We start from the raw sequence: 18,856 nt of genomic DNA, 5'->3' as shown, positions 1-18,856 counted from the left end.
GCGGCGGCATGGGTAGCGACGGCCGGGCCAAAAAGCCGGGGTGAACGGGGAAGGGGAGCGCTGGCAGCCTTGGGCCACTTCTTGCAGCCGGCCCGGGATGTCCCGCTTTGCCCTCAGCCTCGCGGCCGTGCTCGCGCTGGGCGCTGCGGCGTTGACGACGGCGTGTCAGTCGTCGGGCGAGACCGACGACGCGGAGGAAGGCGCCCTTCGAAAGCGGGAGTCTGCGTCGCTCTTTCGACCCGGCAATCGCTTCGCCGGATGGGGGGGCGAGCATGATCGTTACCTCGACGACGTACAGCCGCTCCTCGGCAAGCGCTGCGTCACGTGCCACGGATGCTCAAGCTCGCCCTGTCAGCTCAAGCTCACCAGCTTCGAAGGCGTCAAGCGGGGCTCCAATCCACACGGCTTCTTTTCGACGCAAGGGCCGCCCACCCGGCTCAAGGACGGCGTAACGGAGGCGGACTGGACCGCGAAGGGTTTCTACTCCGTCGTAACCGGCGGCGACCAATCGATCATGTCGAAGCTCGTGGCGCATGGAAAGCAGCACAACGCCCCGGGCTTCGATCTCGCGCCGGCCTATTCGATCTATGCGCAGCGCGCGGAGCTGTTGGCCTTCGCGTGCGTCGACCAAGCGGGCGAACTCGACGAGCGCCTGGCGAAGAAGGGCACCGGCATGCCGCTGGGCCTGCCCGCGCTGACCGACGACGAAGCGGGCGTCCTCTTGCGCTGGCTCAAAGACGGGGCGGAGGGCCCGAGCGAGGCCAATCAAAAGACCCTCGAGCGACCACGCGACGAGGCCAAGGTTGCCGAGTGGGAGTCCTTCCTGAACGACGGCGACGCGCGATGGCATCACGCCATGCAATACGTCTACGAGCACGTCTTCTTCGGCAAGTTTCACTTCGACGACAGCGCGAAGGGGCGCGGCGACTTCTTCGAGCTTGTGCGGGCTCGCGAACGTACCGGACCCATTCATGAGCTCGTGACGGAGGCCCCCGGCGACGACCCGGGCGCGCCGTACTTCTTCCGCCTCAAGAAGTTCACGCCGCTCGTGAGCGCGAAGGACCACATCGTGTTTAACGCCGACGCGTCCCTCATGGCGCGGTGGAAGGCGCTCTTTGGCGGCGACTGGGCTGCGCCCACGGCACCGTCACGTGGTCGTGCGGGACAGAATCCCTTCGCCTTCTTCGAGGCGATTCCCGCGCCGGCGCGCTACCAGTTCATGCTCGACAACGCGCACGCGCTCATCGACGCGATGGTCAAGGGTGACGTCTGCACCGGCAGCCAGGCGACGTCGGCGATTCGCGATCGCTTCTTCACAGTCTTCATGAAGCCGTCGTCGGATCCTTCGGCGAAAGATCCGAAGCTCGGTCGCGCCAGCTACGAGCACCTCGATCCGACGGATCCATCGCCGATGCGCGACGCGGCGTTGGAAGAGGCCTTCGAGCAGGCCCTGCGGCGCGAGAAGCCGGAAGGCCTCTCCGAGAGCGACATCTGGGACGGCGACAAGAAGGACAAGAACGCTTGGGTCACGGTCCTTCGTCACGACACCAACTCGTCGGCGCATCAAGGTCCCGCCGGGCAGCTCGCCGACACCGTGTGGGTCCTCGATTACGCGAACTTCGAGCGGCTCTACTACGCGCTCGTTGCGCTCTACAAGCCGTGGGGGCCGATGGGCCAGAAGGCCACGGCCTGGCAGACGATGGCGCAAGTGCGCTCTCATAGCGAAGACCTCTTCCTCATGCTCATGCCCGAAGGCAAGCGCGACGAGCTGCGCAAGTCCTTCACGCCCGGCTTTTCGACGCCCGCCGCGACGCCGATGCGTGGGGCTGGTTATCCGTCGGCGGTGCAGGACCTCGATGGGGCGCGGCCCGTCGCGCACATGGTTTCGAAGTTGAGGACCTACCTCGGCCCCGAGATCGCGAGAGGCGACGGTCTCGAGGGTGATCCGATGGTGGCCCTTCCGGCGTCGCCGGCGCGCATCGCCACGCCAGCCGACGCCGACGCCGCGCTGGCGCTCCTGGCTGCCAAGAGTACGGCCCTCGCCGCGGTTCTTCCCGAGGTGACGTGGCTCACCGTGGACACGGGCAACGAGAAGCTCCGCTACACGCTCGTGGCCAATCGGATCTTTGGATCGTCTCGGCGTACCGTGGATGCCGAGTCGGTGCATCGTCCCGAGCTCGATAGCGTTTCGGTCATTCGCGGACGCAGGGGAGGCTTTCCCCAGCTCTTTTTGACGGTGCCCATGGCTCAGCTCGCCGCGTTCGTGGCGGCAGCCAACGGTGCGCCTGCGGAGCGCGCGGCGCTGCGCACGAAATACGAGATCGCGCGCAACTCGCCGGCGTTCTGGGCCACGCTCGACGAAGAGCACGAGCGGGCCATCAAGGACGAGCCGCTTCACGCGGGCATCATCGACACGAGCGCCTACGTTTGGCCGCTGGAGCTTCAGCCTTCGCGCGGTCGGTGACCCCCCCCCCCCCCCCTTTTTTTTTTTTGGGGCGCGGGGGCGCCGGGCCCCCCGGCGGCCCCCCGGGCGCGGGCCCCCCCCCGGGGAGGGGCCGGCCCCGGCCGGGCCCGGGTCCCCCCGGGCGCCCGGGGGCGCCCCCGCGGGCCCGGCCGCCGGCGCGGGGGGACCCCCCCCGCCTTCGCGCGCCCCCGGGGCGCCCGTTTTTCTCCTCTTTCGGGTTCGTCCCCCCGCGCGCCCCTTCGCTCCCTCTCCGCTCCCCCTGCCCCCCTCCCCCTTTTCCCGCCCGCGCTCGCTTTCCTCCTCTCTCCCCCGCCCCCCCCCGCCGCCCCCCCCCCCCCCCTCCCCTCCCCTCGCCCGCCCGCCCCCCCCCCGCCTCCCCCTCTCCCCCCGCGGCCCCCTCGGCCCGCCGCCGCGGCGCCGCCCGTGGCCCGCCGGCCCTTCCTTCGCCTCCCGGGCCCCCCCCGCCTCCCGCCCCCCCTGCCCCGCCCCCCCTCCCGCCACATCCCCCTCTCCCTCCCCTTTTGCGAGGCCGCAGCTCGCCCGGTGCGCTGCGCCCCGCGTCGCCCCGTGAGCCCCGCAGGCGGTGTACTCTCTTCGTTCGGCGGCCCTTTGGCTGTCGTTCGCACCGGGAGCACGCGCCATGCGATGGGAGTACAAACGTCACAGCGTTAAGGTCAGCGAGATCGCGCACGCGTCCTTCGACGAAGAGCTCGCCGCCTTGGGCCGTGAGGGTTGGGAGCTCGCGTGCGCGGTGCCTCACGAGCAACACGGCTACTCGCAGGAGACGCACCTGCTCTTCAAGAGGCCGCTTCCCGAGTGACGGCCCGCGTGGACGATCGAGTGAACGACGCGGCGATCGCGCTCTCGGCTCCCTCTATCGGGCCCGACGAACGGGCAGCGGTCTTGCGCGTCCTCGAATCGGGCACGCTGGCACAAGGCCCCGAGGCGCGCCTGCTCGAAGACGAGTGGGCGCGCGCGACGCACGCTCCCTATGCGGTGGCGACGTCGTCGGGAACCGCCGCGTTGCAGCTCGCGCTCCTCGCGCACGGCATCGGTCCCGGCGACGAGGTCATCACGTCGCCGTTCACCTTCGTCGCCACGGCCCACGCGATCATCCATGTGGGCGCAAAGCCGGTCTTCGTCGACGTGGAAGAAGACACGTTCAACCTCGACGCGAAGAAGCTCGAGGCTGCGCTGACGGACAAGACGCGCGCCATCCTGCCGGTGCACCTGTTCGGGCAGCCCTGCGACATGGCGCGCATCGAAGACCTCGCGACGGCGCGTCGCCTCGTCATCGTCGAGGACGCGGCACAAGCCATGGGGGCGCGCTACCGCGGCGAGCCCGTGGGCGCGCGTCACACGTCGTGTTTCAGCCTCTACGCGACGAAGAACGTGATGGCCGGCGAGGGCGGGATCATCACGACCCACGACCCGGCCGTCGCCGCGGCAGCTCGCATGCTCCGCTCTCACGGGAGGCAAGAGCGCGACTACGCGGAGCGCCCTGGCTTCAACCTTCGCCTAAGCGAGCTGCACGCCGCGCTCGGTCGCGCGCAGCTTGGGCGGCTCGGTGAGCTCACGGAACGTCGCCGACACAACGCCGCGTCTCTGTCGCGGCAGCTCGAGCGCTACGGCGAGCGCTTCGTGTTGCCTACGGTGCGCCCCGAACGAACGCACGTCTGGCATCAGTACACGGTGCGCGTGAAGGCTGGCGCCGACGAGCGCGCGCGCGTGCGTGGCCGCATGACCGAGCTTGGTATCGCGACGGGGCTCTTCTACGCGCGCCTCGCCAGCGACCAACCGTCGGTGCGCTCGTGCGGTTTTGGCGGCGAACCGCTGCCCGTCGCGACGCGGCTCTCGGGCGAGGTCTTGTCTTTGCCGGTTCACCCGGGTCTCGACGCCGCCGACCTCGAGCGCGTCGCCGAGGCCATCGGAGGCGCATGAGGACGCGTCTCGAATCCGCCCAACGAGCGCTTCGCTCGGGACTCAAGGAACACATTTGGCTGGCGTCCGCCATGGCTCGCTCCGAGACGCTCACGAGCGAGCAACTCGACTACCTGTCGGAGGTCGCAACCGCGGCGCACTCGCGGGGCGCGGCAGCGCGGGAGGCGATGCTGACAGGGGGCGCGACCGATGCCGTGCCCCTCTACTGCGACGCCGTCGAGCAGTGGCTTCGTGCACGGCTCGCGAGGACGGAGTCGCCCGCGGCGGCGCGCGCCGCCACGCGCGAGACGCTTCACGGCGTCCTGGACGAGCTGCTTCGTGCCCCGGGCGATGCCAGCGATGGCCGCGATCCTTTGCCACGCAGGCTGACCGACGCGATGACGCGTGGTGACGGCGGCGCCGACGCGGCGCTCGCGCTGCAACGACTGGAGCGGCGCCTCGCGTCGGAAACCGAGGTGCGAACGCCCGGCGAGGTGCGCTTTGCTCGCTTTGGTCGCGTCCTGTCCCTCGTGGCGGCGCTCGTGGGCTTGCCGTTGGCGGTCTATTGGGCGTTCCTTGCGCCGCCCGACCGCGCCTTTCACCGGCCCGTGAGCGTGAGTTCGAACGCGACGCCCGACATCAAGCCGCGCCGCCTCACCGATTGGCTCAACGTCACGCCCTATGGCGTCCACACGTCCGCGGAGGCCAACACCTGGGTCGCCGTCGATCTCGAAGGCGACTACTTCGTCGACCGCGTCGTCGTGCGCGACCGACGCGACCGGGACCGCGAACCGATGATGGCAGAGTGCCTGCCGCTGCTCATCGAGTTCTCCGACGATGGACTCAAGTACCGCGGCGTGGCGCGACGCAACGTACCGATCGGGGCGGCGCGCTCGTGGAGCGCCGACGGCGAGCGGCGCCGTGCCCGCTTCGTCCGAGTCCGCTGCACAGGAGGCGGCAGCCTCGTGCTCGACCGAGTTCACGTGTACGGCAAGCCGCTCAGTGACTTCCAATGATGCGCGTCAGCGGCGTCGCCGAAACGCCTCCGTGACGGGGCGCGAGACGACGCCGATACGCTCCCAATGGGTCGTGTCTTGCAGCACGAGATCGTGAACGCCGTCCCCGGGCCCCGCGATGACCCAGGTCGCGCCCACGTCGTCGAGAGACTTCAAGAACCGCTCGCGCTCCGGTCGAACCCAGATCACTCGGTTCTCGAAGCGCCGGCTCCAGAGGAGGCCTGGTAGGCCATAGTTGGCGCTGATGGCGACGACGGTGCCAGGACCGAGCTCCGTCTCGCGGGCCCAGGCGACCTCGCGGGAGATGGGCGCTAGCGCCACGGGCGCCGTCTCGCGCTCGAACGCGCTCATGCGCGCGAGGGAGAGTGCCTCGTCGAAGCTGACCATCCAGCCAGGCTCGACCCACACGAGCATGATCGCGCCGCAGACGATGTTCGCCGCCGCGACCCCTTCGCCGAGTCGGCGCCACGTTCGAAAACCCGACGCCCAGGCAACGAGGCACAAGAGCGCCGCCGACGCGTGCAAGTTGTAGCGTGCCGACCAAAGGGCCGGTGAGAAGTAGCAGGTGGCCAACATGGGCAAGGCGACGAGCAGGACGCCGCGCGTGCGGGCATGTTCGGCGGCAACCGCGTCACGCGCGGCGGCGACGGGCGCAAAGCGGCGAAAGACCACGTCGCGAACAAACAGCGCAAAGGCGGCGGCGAGGGCGAGCGCCGCGACGGGCCAGGTGGCCCATGGCATCCCGAGCCCGTAGCCATGGAGGCGGATGTCCGCGTAGTCGTTGCCTGGCTTCGGTGGCGAGTAGATGTCCTTGAGGAGCTGATAGGGCGGCTTGTTGAAGTCAACGGTGTCGTAGACGTCGCCGGTCTTGGGCCAGTGGATGTCCCACTTCTCATTGTCGTAGCTGAACGCCGCCCAGAAGGGGTTCTTGAACTCGACGTAGTTGCGCCAGTAGGTCGTGGCCGCGAAGCCGACGATAAGCGCCGCGCCGCCCAGGATCACCGCCAGACTCGCCAGCTTGCGGTTCCGATGGTGCACGAGGACGCGCACCATGGCGATCAGCGCCACGGGCGGCATCCACATGAGGCCATGGCCCTTGGCGGCCACCAACATGGTGCAGCACATGCCCGCGAAACACGCGTCGCGTAGCCGGAACTGAGGGCGCGTCGCGAAGACCAGGCCGCATACGACGAAGGCCGCCGTGTGGACGTCGATGTACGAGCCCTTGAGCTCGAGGAAGGTCCCCGGCATGAGCCATATCGCGATGGCGAGGCCCATCGCGACGAGTCGCTCTCTCGAGAAGCGTGCCGCCAGAACGTAAGTGCCAAAGACGAGCGCTGGCCCCATCACGTTGTTGACGACCTCGATGAGGCGTCGGTCCGTGAAGATCACGAACCAAAGGTTCGTCATCGCGCAGAGCCGCGGGTAGCCGTTGATGTTCTGGAGCGACGGCGGGAGCGCGACCACGGAGAAGCCGCGATTCTGGATGGCAAAGCCCACCATCGGCTCGTGGTACCAGAGCGCGTCGTAGTGATCCGATGGGGCCAAGTACGCGAGCCAGGCCGTGTAGCTCCAGATGCCGAGCGCGAGCACGAGGCCGACGAAGATGACGCTGCGCGCCTGAAGGGCCAGTCGAAGGCCGTCCCACGGGAGGCGCAAGAGACCCAGAAAGGTGCTCCCGATGACCTGCGCATGGGCGCGCCGCCCGACCCCCTGGAAGGTGCTCGCGAGCACGAGGCCTGATGTGAGCAGAGAGAGCCCCGCGAGCGCCGGCGCGGTCAGCCGATCACGGAGACCGAGGGCGTAGATGGGGAGGATGATGAGAAAGTTCCAGGCCATCCACACGGCAACGGCCTGCTCCGCACGCCCGCTGAAGCGCGCGCGCACCGCCACCGCGATGGCCGCAGCGAGCGCGAGCCCACTGAGCCCGAAGAGGATCAGGAACCCAAGGTACATGGCCAGAGGCTGCTCTCGATCATCGCTTCCCGCAGCGGTGACGGGCACGACATATAGCGCTCCCGCCGGGCTCACGGGGAGGCCTTTCGCCCCACGAAAAGATGCAGCTTCTCCGGTGGCCGCTCAGCCTAGGTCGATTCCTTGCGACGGTCGCCGGGGCCATCCGTCTTCGCGGTCAAAGGAGACGGAACATGATTCGTACGCTTCTCGGTCTTTCGCTTTCGACTGTCTTTCTCGTGGTGGGCTGTTCCGGCGGCGGCAGCGGTGGGGGGACCGACACTGGTAGCGGGACGGCGGGAAGCAGCGGCGGCGGAAGCTCGAATGGAGGAGGCGGCTCGAACGGTGGCGGCAGCGGCGGCGGGGGAGGTGGTGGCGGCAGCAGCTCGTCCAGCTCGAGCTCCGAGTGCAAGCAGTCGTTCTTGTGCCTCAACGGCGCCTGCAAGTGCACGGACGGCAAGAACAAGGGCAGCTCTTGCTGCGATCCCGACGACAAGGCCTGCGAGGGCAAGAGCAACAACTGCGGGGACGGCTATTGCGAGGTCTGCACCGGCTCCGGGGGTGGTGGCTCGGGCGGTTCGGGCGGTGGCTCGGGCGGCGGCTCGGGTGGGTCTGGCGGTTCGGGTGGTGGCTCCGGTGGGTCTGGCGGTTCGGGTGGTTCGGGCGGAGGTTCGGGCGGCGGCTCCTGCAAGGCGGCAGGGAAATCCTGCACCTTCGACAGCGACTGCTGCAGCGACTCGTGCTCCATCGACCGCGTTTGCGAGTGATCTGCGAGTGAGGGCCTTGGGGGTCGCCTGGTACGGGGGGAAGGCCTGATTCCTTCCTCCTGCTTCTCGCCGGCGGCCTTTGTCGTGACTCCCGCCCCCGCGCGGTCTTTTCGGAGAGCGCCGCTCGCGTCTCAATCCCGCTGCAGCAGAAGATTCGCTAGCGCGGCGCTTCCGCCCGCGGCATGGAATGCGGGGCTGGATGGAACGAGGGAAGCCGAACAGCACGCGACAGCCCGAGGCGCCTTCGGCCGGAGACCGCGCAGACGAAGCGCGCCCGTCCACGCGGGCGGTCGTGATGTCGAAATCCGTCCCGCCCCCGCCGCGTCGCCACGAGCGCGAGGCCGCACGAGAGGGCGAGCGAGACCGCGCTAAGAGTTCGCCCGATGATTCGGGGCGCGTTCCCCGCGTGCCCGCGTCGACGCCGCGGCTGCCGGACTCGTGCGCCGGAAGCAGCGGTCAATGGCGACCGCTCGAACAGCTCACGGGGCCCGCGCGCCCGCCCACGCCGCCAAGCATCCGGCCGACCACGCTCTCGATGCCCCCGCCGCCGCTCTCGCTCGACGCGATAGCCCTCGCAACGTCACCGCACCTGACGGCCCCGGGCCAACTAGCGCCTCTCGCGCGGCGCCCGATCCCAGCCGTGCTGCGTCTCGTGGGGGGAGCGTCGCTTGTCGCGTTGGGCCTTCTTTTGGGCGTCATGCTCCAGCGGGGCGAATCGAAATCCGACGCCACCTCGTCCCGCGCCGCGCCTGTGCGCCTCATGGCGGCGGCGCCTCCGCCGTCGGCGGCCGCTCCGCCTCTCGCGCCCACCGACGAGGTCGTCACCGCGCCGCCGGACGATCTTGAGATCTCGTTCGAGGAAGCCAAGGCCGCGCTGCGCGAGACCCCCAAGCGGCGCGCCGCGACCACCGGCGAGCTCCCGACGCTGCCGGATTTCCTCACCGAGACCAAAGCGGCCAAGGACTTGACCAAGGACTTGAAGGGCGTCGAAGCGAAGACCGACCCGAAGGCGAAGAGGCCGCTGACGCAAGACGCCAACGAGCTGGCTCGCGCGCAGCTCGAAGCGTTGCCGTAGCTGCCGCAGTCTCGCGCTCGATCGAGACCCTCCAAGGGTGAGCGCCTCGGCCCTGACTTCAATCGTCTGTTGCGACAGGAACGTGGCGGCGGGGTTTCTCGTCGCTCGTTGCCTCGTTGCTTGCCACAGCCACGCTGCGCGCTACTCGCCCCGCATGAACGCACCGCTCTTGTGGCTCACCGTCGCGCCTGCTCTCGCTATCGTCGTCGTGGCTTGCTCCATCAACGAGAGCGACGCGAGCGCACCGGTCCCGGCGAGCGAGTCGGCAGGGCCCGGGGCGCCGTTGCCGACGTGCTCGACGCGCGGCAGCGAGCCGCTCGAGGTTCGATTCAGAAGCGAGCGCTCTCGCGTCGTGTCGCTCTATTGGGTGAACGATCGCTGCGACGAGATCTTCTCCGGGGTGCTCGGCGCTGGCCTCACCGCCTCGCAGTCGACGTTCGTGGGCCACATGTGGCGCGTTCGCGAAGGCACCCAGGACGCGGCGGGAGCGATCCTCAAGGAGTTCGTCCCACAGGCGAGTGACGCGCCTTCTGTGACCGTCGTCATCCCGGCGGCGGCTGGTGAGGCGCCCACCCAGTGCTCGCTCGCCGGGACCACGGCCGCAAACCTGACCGTGATCAATCAGCGGAGCGACGTGACCACGCTCTATTGGGTGGACCGAAGCTGCAACGAGGTCCTCGGCGGAAGGCTGCCGCGCGGAAAGCCCTCGCGGTACGAGACCTTCGTGGGGCACAAATTTCGTGTTCGTGAGGGCGATGGGAACGCCGCCGGCGCCATCGTGAAGGAGTTCTCCGTCGGCGCGAGTGACGTCTCAGATGCGGGCGCGATGGTCGTTACCCTTCCGCCGCCCGATGGCGGCGCGCCGCCGGTGTGTTCCTCGCCTGGAGGAGCGGCCGTCAAGCTCACGGTCACCAACAAGGGCGCTGCCCCCGTTTCGCTCTACTGGGTCGATGGTGACTGCGCCGCGAACTACGCGGAGACGATCGCCGCTGACGCAGGCGTCTCCCAGAACACCTTCGTGGGCCACGCCTTTCAGGTTCGCGCCGGCGCCCAGCAGCCGGCGGGCGCCTTGCTCAAGGAGTTCGTACCGCAAGCGAGCGACGCGCCGAGCATGAACGTGTCGGTGCCCTAGCTAGCTGGGCGCCTCGCCGCGGCACGGGCGTCAGCGGCTCTCCGCGCGTTTCGCGTCGACGACGGCCTTACAGAGGGGGCACCCGTCGATGCCGTGAGGAACGTTGACTTGATGCTTCGCCAGGACGCTACGCGACACGCGCGCGAGCTCGCGTCGAAGCTCCCGCCGCTTGCCGGCGACGCGTGGAATGTGCAGCTGATCGTAGGCCGTTGTCTGGTGACGCATCCAGGCGATGACGGCGGCTTCAGCGCGCTCGGCCACGGGGATGCGCTTCGTGCGGGCAACGGTACCGCTGCCGACCGGCGTCGCGTGGGCCGCGACGGCCTTGGCCACGGCGCGCCCGAGCGGTGCCCACTCGGAGGAGAACGCCAGGAACGTCATCACCTCGGACTCGAAGGTCACGACGTAGTCGGACTCGGCGCGCTCGCGGCGCGCGGCATCGGCCACGCGCTTCTTTGCGTAGCCCTCCGTGGACCGCTCCCGCTCCACCTCGGCGCGGATGCGTTCGATGGTGGCGGCGTCGGCCCATAGGCCCTTCGAGAAGGTCTTCCGCCCCTTCTTCTCGACGACGGCCCACGACGGTCCGGCGGCCTTCACGCGTCTCGTCAACATCGCGTCCCCCGGTGGAACGTGGGCCCAATGGGAAGGAGGTGAACACCGCTTGCCGTCGGGTGTGACGAAGACACCCGCGACGGGCGTGGGACCGAGGATCAGGCAGTCAGCCATGGCGAAGCATCGTACGAGGCGTGGGGTGGTGATGGCGCAAGAACGCGCGGGTGCCTGGCTTCGTTCGCGTTGCCATCGACAGGGGCGTTCACCAGCCCCACAGGCCTACGCCGCGTGATATCCGACGGCCATGCAGAGCCCCCAGGTCGGAATCCTCGAGCCGGTCCCTTCGCGCGGCCGGCATCTGCTCTTCCATCTCGCGGCCGCTGACACCTCCGCCGACAAAGTCGGAGCGGCCTTGCGCGCGGTGGCGCCGCTCGCTGGGCACGGGCCCGTTGTGCTCGGGGTCGGTGCGCCCACGGCGGCGGCGCTCGGGATCAACCTCGAAGGGCTGCGGCCCTTCCCCGAACTCGCGGGGCCAACGGGCGTTCGCGTTCCGGCCTCGCAGCACGCGCTCTGGCTCTGGATTCGCAGCGTCGACGATGCCGAAGATCCGGGCGCGCTCTTCCACCGCGGCCGGCAGTTGACCGCTGCGCTCTCCGTCGGCTTCCGCCTCGACGCGTCGCTCGACGTCTTTCGTCACGGCATCGGTCGCGATCTCTCCGGCTACGAAGACGGCACCGAGAATCCCGAGGGCGAGAAGGCCGAAGCCAGCGCGCTCGTTCAAGGACGCGGCGCTGGGCTCGATGGCTCGAGCTACGCGGCGCTTCAACGCTGGGAGCACAACTTCACGAGCTTCGACGCGATGGCTCCCGCCGCGAAAGATGCCGCCATCGGTCGGCGCGTGAGTGACAACGAAGAAATCGACGACGCGCCCCCATCGGCGCACGTGAAGCGAACCGCGCAAGAGAGCTTCGAGCCGGAGGCGTTCGTGGTTCGGCGTTCGATGCCGTGGCTCGAGGGCGAGCGCGCGGGCTTGTCGTTCCTCGCGTTCGGCAGCTCGTTCGACGCCTTTGAGGCGCAGCTCGGCCGCATGCTCGGCCGCGACGACGGCGTCGTCGACGCGCTCTTCGGTTTCACCAAAGCGACCTCGGGCGACTACTTCTGGTGCCCGCCTCGCGCGGGCGTTGGCGTCGACCTCCGGGGCCTCGGCCTGTAGCTCGCACTCCAACCGGCCGCCGCCTGCGAGCAGGGCTCCTCAGTAGAACTCATACACCGCGAGCTCGCGGTACGAGGCGCCGAGAAGCATCTCGCGACCGCCGCTGGTGCCCACGATGACCTCTTGCCGCAGGCCCGCGATCGTGAGCACCCAATCGCTGGCCTTCATGGAGACGTTTAGGCCCATAACCACACGGATCGTCCTTGCCACGTCGGCGAGCTACGCACCGGAGAAGTGGACCCGGAAGAAATCTAGCGAGCTCCACGGTTGCTCGTGCCGCGTGACGTTCGAGAACGGGGAGACCGTCGCGTAGCGCGCGCCGGCGGCCAGGCTCGTGCGCACCGTAGTCACGTTGTTCGCGCGGTCGCCCATGGCGTCGAGCGCTCCTCCGCTGGCCGGACGGCTGTCCCAGATCTTGGCCACGAACGTGACACCTTCACCGGTCGTTGTATCTCGCAGCGAAACCACAAAGGCGATCTGCCCGGCGCCGCCGCCGCTGGGCGCCGACGTAGGAACGCGCACGAGCGCTTGCATCGTCAGCTCGCTCGTGTCGTGACGGAACGGGGTCACCGGATCGCCGTAACGAATCGCAAAGTCCGCGTGCGGGTTCGCGCCGAAGTCGTAGACGTGTTCGAAGCTGCGGCTCGCGAGGAGAATGCCCGCGTCGACGCCGTGGAGCTGGTAGGCGTTCGGCGCCGTTTCGAGCGTGGCCGGCTCGGAAAGATCCGGTAGCCAAACTGAAAGAGGGCGCTCGGCGGCACGAAGCCAGTGAACGCTCCAGCGGCCCAGTTGGAGTTGAAGCCCGTGGCGAAGGTGAGCTGGTAGCACCCGGTAACGGAGAAGCCGCCGCCAGCGCAGGGACCGCCCATGTTGCTCACGAAGATGCCGACGGCGTCGAAGAGGGGCGCCGAGTAGAACGCGTGGGTCGAGCGGATGCGACCTTGCGAGTAGCCGGGGGTCGCCAGCGAGGTGACGTTCTCGGGCGACGGGATCGCCCGAATCGTGGGGTTCTGATAGTCGAGGTTTGGCAACGGTCCCCGGAGCCGGGACGCTCGTCGTCGGGATCGTGTCCGCGGAAGCCCCGGCCCCACCGTCGGCGGACGAGACGGGCGGCGGGCCGCCTAGCTCCGAGGCCGCTTCGCCGAGTGGGGCGGGCGCGGAGCACCCCGTGGAAGCGAGCGCGAGGCACAGGGCCAGGACGGCGGTCGAAGCGGCGGAGTGGTTGAGCATGAAGCCCTGCGAGCACGCGGTGTGCCCGGCGACTCCCGCTACGTCTCGCGCGTTTACGCCTCATGCATTTGCACAGGGAGTGCAGATGGATCTCTGCGTTTACACACGAAAATACGCGCCAATAAAGATGGATCCGACGGTGCCGCTGGGGCGTAGATAAGCGCCCTCAGATCGCTCGGCCCGTAGCCGTCGCTCAGCGCTTGCGGTCGTCGAGGAGCTTCGGTTGTTCGCGGCCGCGGGCGAACGTCCAGCCGAGGTTGACCGGTTGGAAGGTCGCCCGATACCGGTCCACCAGCGGCCTGTCGGCGGCGCCTGTTGAGAAGCACGTGACGAGACCGTCACGCGTGACCACGATGAGGTCGCGGACACCGTCAGCGTCGACGTCCGCGAGCAGCGGTGAGGCTTCGATGGGCGCACCAATGGCCGCGAGGAAGGTGCGCCCGCCCGTTGCGTCGATGGCGACGAGGTCGCCGGCCAAGGTGCCCACGATGGCGTCGGGCGTGCTGTCGGGATCGAGGCGCATGACGACCGGCGACGCCGTGACGCGGCCTTCGATGCTGCGGAAGCGTCGCTCGCGCTCTCCAAAGAGCACGAGGCCTTCGCTCTTCGTGTTGCCCGAAGTGGCCACCACGATGGACCCGACGCGCGGACCCGGGAGCGCCACCGGCGCGGCGACGATGGCGTCGAGATCGCCGCGATCGGTCTCGCTCTGGGCGCTCCAGAGGACCTCGCTGCTCTTGCCGTCGAAGACCGCCACGCGCCCGTCGCTCCAGGCCGCAAGGATCTCGGCAGCTCCGTGCGCGTCCAGCTCGACAATCGAAGGCGGCGCGACGATCGACGACGGGTACTTGACCTTCCACGCGACGGCTCCGTCGAGACGAAGAACGGCGAGCGAACCGTCACCGCCGCCGGCCACCAGCTCGAGCTTGCCGTCCCCATCGACGTCACCCACGCCAATGCCGCCCTCGAGGCCGCGACGACCGTTCGTGCCCACGAGCGTTTGCCACAGCTTCTTTCCGGTCCGGCCTTCAAGGGCTACCGCGTGGCCGGTGCTCGTGCCGACGAGCACATCGAGCGCGCCATCGCCGTCGACATCAACGAGCGTCGGCGCCGAGGCCACGTTGCCACCGGCAGCGACAGACCAGCGAAGCTCGCCGGAAGATGTCGCTCGGTGAACATGACCGCGCTCGGTCGTGAAGAAGACCGCGTCGCGCTCGGCCGCCGCGCCGGCCACCGGCTCGCCATTCGGCGCGGCGATGAGCGCGTGGCTCTCACCCGAGACGCCGCGGAGCACGTGCACGCCGCGCTCCGACGTGGCCATGACGAAGCCACCCTCGTAGACCATGGTGCTGCGGGCGTGGGTCTTGCCGATCTGCGCCTTCCACTTGGTCCGAAAGGTGACCTTGCGCGCTTTGGGTGTCGGCGTTGGCGTGAACGACTGCGCGGCGTTGGCCGTGCCGATGCGCGTGCTCTGATCGACGACCGGCGGCCGCCCGAAGAAACGCACCGAGGGCTGCGGAGCGGCCGGTTCAGGCGTTCCTTCGGAGCTCGGTACACAAGCGGAGAGGAGCGCGAACAGCATCAGGGTTTTCGTACGCATGCCCGGCCGCCAGCAACATGTGTTCCCCACCTGTTCAGGCTGAAGTTGCGCGATATTCTGCGTTGCGGTGGCCAACTCTGCGCGCGCCCGCAAGGCCTGCGCGGGTCAAGGCCCGTCGGGCGTCGCGTCGGCGGGGCCGGCGTCGAAGAACCCACCGGCGTCGATCCGAAGCGGGTCGGCGATCAGCGACCTGTTGGCCGTCAGGAATCCCGCGAAGGCCGGGAGCACGTCGGGGTCGGTGAAGCCGGCTGCGACCACTGCCGTGGTCGCGATGGCGGTGTAACGATCGAAGGTCGCGCCACCGATGTGGAGGTTTGCGTGCGCCGTCGTCATGTCGCGACAGAAAAATCCTCCGCTCACGAGCGCGGGGTACGTCGAGCCCGGTCCGGCCAGCGCGGTAACAAGTTGGCGCACCATGCACTCCCGTATCTGAGGCAAACTCGGGTGCCCCGGCGTCGGCTTGGTGTTTAGTGCGAAATAGGAGCCAATTTCGGCGTCGGCCAGTTCTGCAGCGAGAACCGCCTCCACCAATTTGATGATTCCCGGCTCGCCGCCCATGCGCACAAACAGCGGCGCCTTGCCTGTTGGCGGTTGACCGGGCTGCGGCTGGGGCGACGGACTCGGCGAGGGGGCCGAGCCGGAAGCTTTCGGCGAAGCGGCCGAGCCGCCGTCATCCGTATCCGCGCTCGTCACGGCGCCGCCACACGCCGCGACCGCCAGGTAGGTGAGAAGCGCGCCACATGCCGTCCGTTGTTTCCAGTTCATCGGGGTCCCGGTCTTCCGCCCTTGAGCTTGCGGGCTTCTCGGTCGAGCAGCCTAACGCATCTACTCCGCGACGATGAACTCGTCCCGCGCGAAGAACGGCACCGTGAGCACCGTGTACTCGCGACCGACCAAGAGGCCGCGGATGTCGACCGCTCGAACGGCGTCCGCGAGGCAAGCACGGCTCTCGTCAGAGAGCGGCACGAGGCCCATGGGGCGCACCAGGCTTTGTTCCATGCCCTTGAACGTGACAAGGACCGGATAGGGCATGCCGGGATCGAACCTCGCGCAGTGCCGGCGCGATGCCGCTACAAGTAGCGCGCGCACGGCCCGGTAGGTCAAAGTTGGCCGGCCCGTGTCTGGCGCTGGGAGAGGCCCTACCGGGCCCGTGAAGGGCCATCGAGACAGCGCAGCCCGACCGGGTACTGCTGCGGTCAGGCGGAGCGTTCGCATGACGCGTGCACGCACACATTGAAACATCGCCGTGTCTTCGCGGTGGGCGTAGCGGTGCGCGGCCCCTCGCTCCCGAGCGACCTTCTCGGATCCGGCATGCATTGTCGCAGGGCGCCCCTCGCTGTCGAAGCGGAGCTCAAAGTCGAAGTGTTGGCCCGTCCACATCTCGTCGCGCAGCTCGGCCTGGCAGTCGCGCGCGATGTCGTCGACTTCCTCCCCGACCAGGCCGATGAGCACGTTGCCCACGATGGCCACGGCGCTGTCAGTGATCACCTTGGGCTTCGGTCGGGAGCAACCAACGCACACGAGCATCGCAACGAGAGCAACGCGAAACACGCCCCACAAGGTACTCGGGTCCCGCGTGAACGTCGCTACGTCCACGGGACTCCAAGCATCGCCGCCCCGCGCGACGCTGCAGGTGCGCTCGGATGGCACCCACGCTCCCGTGGGACGTGCGCTCCTGCATGGCCCATGGGACGGCCCGACCGCCGAGAAGTCCAAAGGAACAACCCAGAGCGGTTCCGGCTCAGGGCCAGGACGCGGGGTGCGTCTTCACCCAATCGACGTAGCCCTGCACAGTGCCCGCGAGATCGGGCGGCGCGCCTACGTCCGCTGCGAGGATCTCCATCGAGCGGAGATCGACGTCGACGTTGAACGGCACGGCCGACACGTCCCACATGTCCGAGAGCGCGGCGAACGCGGGGTCGAGAGCGAGCGAGAAGTGCGGCCCGTACTTGGTGACCCACGCGTCGAGATCCGCTTTGGTCGCTGAAGCGCCGACGCTCGCGCCTTGCCCCATCGCGACCAAGAAGACGGCGCCCTGGGCGGCGAGCGCCGGCGTCGCCGTCACTGCGGCCTGCACCTCGGCGCCGTCGGGTGACGACCAGCGCGCAGCCGCGATGATGTGGAGCACCTTGAGGCCCTTTTTGCCCGTCGGATCGTAGTAGTCGGCGAGGTGAATCGTCTGGAGCTTGCTTGTGTCGAGTGTGCCGTTTACCGCGCGGTAGCCGGTGAAACCGTAGTTCTTGATGACGTCACCGGCGACGGTGCCCGCACGGGGACGCGTGCCGAGGTGGGCCGTGGGGTAGGTCCCCGCGTCGGGCGGGCGGGCATCGATCAGAGCGTCTTTGGCGGCGTCGTGCGAGGCGTCGACCTTCGCTGCGTCCATGGAGCTCGCGTCTTTCGCGCCTCCGTCCTTGTTCGCGGCTCCGTCCTTGGTGGAGGCATCTCGCGCGGCGCCTGCGTCACCTGCGGTTTCGTCACCCGCGTCGTCATCCGCGGCCTCGTCGCCGGCGTCGTCGATCGAAGCCGTACCCGGCGTGATCGCATCGGTCGCGGCGCTGCAATGGGCGGCCGCTACGAGCGTGAGGGTCGCGAGCAGGGTCGCGACTCGAGGGAAGACGTGGTCTGCGGGCGTCATCGGGCGGCCGGTAAGACGTCGCGGCGGCCCGACGATTCAAGGTCCGCCTTCACTCCCCAAAGGTTCGCTTCACGCGCGCCTCGATCGCGCGGCAGCTCTTGCGCTGCTCGTCGGTCGCCGATGTCAGCGTCCTTCGCCGGAGCGCCGCACGCGGCGAGCGACATCGAGGCGAGAAAGGCAGCTCGTCGCATGGGCAACTCGTCGTAACCGAGTCGCCACCGCTCGGGGCGCTTCGATCGGGGCCTCTCGCCAAACCCCTTTGGAACTAGTTAGTGGGCCAAGACAGACTTGAACTGTCAGCCAACGGATTAAGAGTCCGCTGCTCTACCAATTGAGCTATTGGCCCGTAAGAAAGAGGGGGCCGTAACTATTCCTCTGCTCGATCCGAGTCAAGGGTGAAGGCACGTCGAAGCGAACGAGGTCACGATTGCCCGGTGATCCGGGTGGCAATTCCTCACGGAAGCCACTGACCGCCGCGAGCATCGGTGCTACTTCCCCCCTCGCCATGGCTGAAGCATCAGGCGCTGACGAGCAGCGCGACGACTGGAACGACCATTGGGACCGCTACGCCGAGTCGGCGAGCTTGAATCCTGCTCAAACGATGCGTCACGAGCTGATCCTCGACGCCCTTCGCTCAGGCGGCGCACGGATTCCCACGGCGCGGCTGCTCGACGTCGGCAGCGGCCAGGGCGACTTCCTCGTGCGCGCCAACCAGAGCGGCCTCGCGAACGAGTACGCCGGCTTCGAGCTCTCGGCGAGCGGCATTCGCATCGCGAGCGCCAAGGTCCCCGGGGCGAAGTTCGTTCGCGTCGACCTCTACAACCCGCCGCCGGAAGCCGAGGCGTTCAAGGGCTGGGCAACGGCCGCCGTTTGCTCCGATGTCATCGAACACGTCGACGATCCGGTCGCGTTCCTTCGCGCTTTGAAAGGCTACCTCGCACCCGACGCGCGCCTCGTCCTCACGGTCCCCGGCGGTCCGCGCTCGGCCTTCGACGTGCACATCGGCCACCGCCGCCACTACACGCGCGAGCTTGCGCGCGACACGTTGCAGAGCGCCGGTTTCGACGTCGAGAGCGTCAACATGGCCGGCTTCCCGTTCTTCAACGCGTACCGTCTCCTCGTCATCTTGCGAGGCAAGAAGCTCGTCAAAGACGTCGAGTCGGGCGAAATGGGCAAGGGCGGCAGCGGCCTCGCCAAGCTCGTGATGGGCGCCTTCGACGGCCTCTTTCCTTACAACGCGCGCGACTCGCGTTTCGGCTGGCAGGTCGTCGCCGTGGCGCGCCCTCGCAACACCTAGCC

General features: G+C 68.7%; 18 protein-coding genes and 1 tRNA gene. 9 read left to right on the top strand and 10 right to left on the bottom strand.

The window, feature by feature from the left end; all coding sequences use genetic code 11:
* Positions 1 to 97: 97 nt before the first annotated feature.
* From IPG50_30090 to IPG50_30075, 4 genes are all read left to right on the top strand, one after another.
* The gene (locus IPG50_30090; GenBank protein MBK6696407.1) at positions 98 to 2,464 is read left to right on the top strand and encodes a fatty acid cis/trans isomerase; all 2,367 of its coding nucleotides are present in this window, start codon (positions 98 to 100) and stop codon (positions 2,462 to 2,464) included.
* A gap of 640 nt (positions 2,465 to 3,104) precedes the next feature.
* Positions 3,105 to 3,284, top strand: a complete 180-nt coding sequence (locus IPG50_30085; GenBank protein MBK6696406.1) for a DUF4177 domain-containing protein — start codon at positions 3,105 to 3,107, stop codon at positions 3,282 to 3,284.
* Positions 3,285 to 3,319: 35 nt separating this feature from the next.
* Positions 3,320 to 4,405 (top strand): DegT/DnrJ/EryC1/StrS family aminotransferase, encoded by a 1,086-nt coding sequence (locus IPG50_30080; GenBank protein MBK6696405.1) that lies wholly within the window; start codon positions 3,320 to 3,322, stop codon positions 4,403 to 4,405.
* A gap of 71 nt (positions 4,406 to 4,476) precedes the next feature.
* Positions 4,477 to 5,400, top strand: a complete 924-nt coding sequence (locus IPG50_30075) for a hypothetical protein (GenBank protein ID MBK6696404.1) — start codon at positions 4,477 to 4,479, stop codon at positions 5,398 to 5,400.
* Between the two features lie 6 nt (positions 5,401 to 5,406).
* Here IPG50_30075 and IPG50_30070 read toward each other — a convergent pair whose 3' ends face one another.
* The gene (locus tag IPG50_30070) at positions 5,407 to 7,356 is read right to left on the bottom strand and encodes a hypothetical protein (GenBank protein ID MBK6696403.1); all 1,950 of its coding nucleotides are present in this window, start codon (positions 7,354 to 7,356) and stop codon (positions 5,407 to 5,409) included.
* 191 nt (positions 7,357 to 7,547) lie between these two features.
* Here IPG50_30070 and IPG50_30065 point away from each other — a divergent pair, with 191 nt between their 5' ends.
* From IPG50_30065 to IPG50_30055, 3 genes are all read left to right on the top strand, one after another.
* Positions 7,548 to 8,120, top strand: coding sequence for a hypothetical protein (locus IPG50_30065; GenBank protein MBK6696402.1), 573 nt, complete (start codon positions 7,548 to 7,550; stop codon positions 8,118 to 8,120).
* Positions 8,121 to 8,526: 406 nt separating this feature from the next.
* Positions 8,527 to 9,195, top strand: coding sequence for a hypothetical protein (locus IPG50_30060; GenBank protein ID MBK6696401.1), 669 nt, complete (start codon positions 8,527 to 8,529; stop codon positions 9,193 to 9,195).
* A gap of 154 nt (positions 9,196 to 9,349) precedes the next feature.
* Positions 9,350 to 10,327, top strand: a complete 978-nt coding sequence (locus tag IPG50_30055) for a hypothetical protein (protein ID MBK6696400.1) — start codon at positions 9,350 to 9,352, stop codon at positions 10,325 to 10,327.
* 30 nt (positions 10,328 to 10,357) lie between these two features.
* Here the strand turns inward: IPG50_30055 and IPG50_30050 are convergent, their stop codons facing one another.
* The gene (locus IPG50_30050; protein ID MBK6696399.1) at positions 10,358 to 11,053 is read right to left on the bottom strand and encodes a DUF2293 domain-containing protein; all 696 of its coding nucleotides are present in this window, start codon (positions 11,051 to 11,053) and stop codon (positions 10,358 to 10,360) included.
* 130 nt (positions 11,054 to 11,183) lie between these two features.
* Between IPG50_30050 and IPG50_30045 the strand changes: the two genes are divergently transcribed.
* Positions 11,184 to 12,092: a Dyp-type peroxidase gene (locus IPG50_30045; protein MBK6696398.1), complete on the top strand. Its 909-nt coding sequence runs from the start codon at positions 11,184 to 11,186 to the stop codon at positions 12,090 to 12,092.
* A gap of 39 nt (positions 12,093 to 12,131) precedes the next feature.
* On the opposite strand, the gene IPG50_30040 is transcribed toward IPG50_30045, so the two are convergent.
* The 8 genes from IPG50_30040 to IPG50_30005 form a co-directional block, all read right to left on the bottom strand.
* Positions 12,132 to 12,302, bottom strand: a complete 171-nt coding sequence (locus IPG50_30040) for a hypothetical protein (GenBank protein ID MBK6696397.1) — start codon at positions 12,300 to 12,302, stop codon at positions 12,132 to 12,134.
* A 9-nt stretch (positions 12,303 to 12,311) separates the two neighbouring features.
* Entirely contained in the window at positions 12,312 to 12,920 is a 609-nt protein-coding gene (locus IPG50_30035) for a hypothetical protein (GenBank protein MBK6696396.1), read from the bottom strand.
* A gap of 595 nt (positions 12,921 to 13,515) precedes the next feature.
* Positions 13,516 to 14,922 carry a PQQ-binding-like beta-propeller repeat protein gene (locus tag IPG50_30030; protein MBK6696395.1) on the bottom strand — a complete coding sequence of 469 codons (1,407 nt, stop codon included), beginning with the start codon at positions 14,920 to 14,922 and terminating at the stop codon, positions 13,516 to 13,518.
* A gap of 105 nt (positions 14,923 to 15,027) precedes the next feature.
* Positions 15,028 to 15,687, bottom strand: coding sequence for a hypothetical protein (locus IPG50_30025; protein ID MBK6696394.1), 660 nt, complete (start codon positions 15,685 to 15,687; stop codon positions 15,028 to 15,030).
* 60 nt (positions 15,688 to 15,747) lie between these two features.
* Positions 15,748 to 16,473 carry a hypothetical protein gene (locus IPG50_30020; GenBank protein ID MBK6696393.1) on the bottom strand — a complete coding sequence of 242 codons (726 nt, stop codon included), beginning with the start codon at positions 16,471 to 16,473 and terminating at the stop codon, positions 15,748 to 15,750.
* A 190-nt stretch (positions 16,474 to 16,663) separates the two neighbouring features.
* On the bottom strand, positions 16,664 to 17,557 hold the full coding sequence (locus IPG50_30015) for a hypothetical protein (GenBank protein ID MBK6696392.1): 894 nt from the start codon (positions 17,555 to 17,557) through the stop codon (positions 16,664 to 16,666).
* A complete protein-coding gene (locus IPG50_30010) occupies positions 17,554 to 17,748 on the bottom strand; it encodes a hypothetical protein (protein MBK6696391.1) in 195 nt (64 codons plus the stop codon). The genes IPG50_30015 and IPG50_30010 overlap by 4 nt, the downstream gene beginning before the upstream one ends.
* Positions 17,749 to 17,830: 82 nt before the next feature.
* A tRNA-Lys gene (locus tag IPG50_30005) sits at positions 17,831 to 17,903 on the bottom strand.
* Positions 17,904 to 18,062: 159 nt separating this feature from the next.
* On the opposite strand from IPG50_30005, the gene IPG50_30000 reads away from it, so the two are divergent.
* Positions 18,063 to 18,854, top strand: a complete 792-nt coding sequence (locus IPG50_30000; GenBank protein ID MBK6696390.1) for a class I SAM-dependent methyltransferase — start codon at positions 18,063 to 18,065, stop codon at positions 18,852 to 18,854.
* Positions 18,855 to 18,856: the final 2 nt, after the last annotated feature.

The sequence above is a fragment of the Myxococcales bacterium genome (assembly GCA_016703425.1).
In the GTDB taxonomy this organism is placed as follows: Bacteria; Myxococcota_A; Polyangia; order Polyangiales; family Polyangiaceae; genus JADJCA01.
Note: the sequence above shows the minus strand (reverse complement) of the source record. Positions and strands in the feature narration are given on the sequence as shown.

What these genes read in the sequence shown, in the direction of transcription:
- IPG50_30090 (MBK6696407.1), top strand. Translation starts at nt 98, where the DNA reads ATGTCCCGCTTTGCCCTCAGCCTCGCGGCCGTGCTCGCGCTGGGCGCT.
- IPG50_30085 (MBK6696406.1), top strand. Translation starts at nt 3,105, where the DNA reads ATGCGATGGGAGTACAAACGTCACAGCGTTAAGGTCAGCGAGATCGCG.
- IPG50_30075 (MBK6696404.1), top strand. Translation starts at nt 4,477, where the DNA reads ATGGCTCGCTCCGAGACGCTCACGAGCGAGCAACTCGACTACCTGTCG.
- IPG50_30070 (MBK6696403.1), bottom strand. Translation starts at nt 7,356, where the DNA reads ATGTACCTTGGGTTCCTGATCCTCTTCGGGCTCAGTGGGCTCGCGCTC.
- IPG50_30065 (MBK6696402.1), top strand. Translation starts at nt 7,548, where the DNA reads ATGATTCGTACGCTTCTCGGTCTTTCGCTTTCGACTGTCTTTCTCGTG.
- IPG50_30055 (MBK6696400.1), top strand. Translation starts at nt 9,350, where the DNA reads ATGAACGCACCGCTCTTGTGGCTCACCGTCGCGCCTGCTCTCGCTATC.
- IPG50_30050 (MBK6696399.1), bottom strand. Translation starts at nt 11,053, where the DNA reads ATGGCTGACTGCCTGATCCTCGGTCCCACGCCCGTCGCGGGTGTCTTC.
- IPG50_30045 (MBK6696398.1), top strand. Translation starts at nt 11,184, where the DNA reads ATGCAGAGCCCCCAGGTCGGAATCCTCGAGCCGGTCCCTTCGCGCGGC.
- IPG50_30030 (MBK6696395.1), bottom strand. Translation starts at nt 14,922, where the DNA reads ATGCGTACGAAAACCCTGATGCTGTTCGCGCTCCTCTCCGCTTGTGTA.
- IPG50_30025 (MBK6696394.1), bottom strand. Translation starts at nt 15,687, where the DNA reads ATGAACTGGAAACAACGGACGGCATGTGGCGCGCTTCTCACCTACCTG.
- IPG50_30015 (MBK6696392.1), bottom strand. Translation starts at nt 17,557, where the DNA reads ATGACGCCCGCAGACCACGTCTTCCCTCGAGTCGCGACCCTGCTCGCG.
- IPG50_30010 (MBK6696391.1), bottom strand. Translation starts at nt 17,748, where the DNA reads ATGCGACGAGCTGCCTTTCTCGCCTCGATGTCGCTCGCCGCGTGCGGC.
- IPG50_30000 (MBK6696390.1), top strand. Translation starts at nt 18,063, where the DNA reads ATGGCTGAAGCATCAGGCGCTGACGAGCAGCGCGACGACTGGAACGAC.